The 425-nt window shown below is 48.7% G+C and carries 1 protein-coding gene and 1 pseudogene; both read right to left on the bottom strand.

The genetic code is table 11. The features are described 5' to 3' along the window. Nucleotides 1-189 (bottom strand): nickel-dependent hydrogenase large subunit (locus AC29Z1_RS05650; protein WP_488270480.1); only part of this gene is annotated, 189 nt, incomplete at its 3' end. Between the two features lie 6 nt (nt 190-195). After that, nucleotides 196-425 (bottom strand): annotated as a pseudogene (locus AC29Z1_RS05645) (hydrogenase small subunit); the annotation flags it as partial.

Below are 425 nucleotides of genomic sequence, written 5' to 3'. Positions count from 1 at the left end.
GCAGATACCGCAAATACGTTGCGTAAATAAGGCTGCATCCCGCGGATCACGGTCTTTCAACATAGTTTCAAATCCTCGGAACAACTGTGCTCCTAGCCACGCATCCACAATTTTACCGTTCTCTACTTCCACATCGATTCGCAGTGGTTCATGAATACGAGTTACCGGAAAAACCGTCTGCAACGCCATGGACAATTACCTCCTTTTTTGTCCCGGACGGAAAAAGTCAACTACTTTCTGCCGCAATGTCCTGCGCTGATTTTTTCTGGCCTTACGCCTCGCCAAGCTTTTACTTTCAGCGATCAATGCGTTTTGTTGACGAATAAGGTCGTCAAGCTCCTGCTTTAGCTGCTCCAGATTTTCCGGCGGATCGGTTTCGATAGGATTGGTGCCCTCATGCCAGTGCCTGCCAATGCGTTTTGTGG

Source organism: Sporomusa sp. (assembly GCF_057736855.1).
The sequence above is the reverse complement of the archived record's forward strand: the minus strand, read 5'-3'. Positions and strand labels throughout refer to the sequence as shown.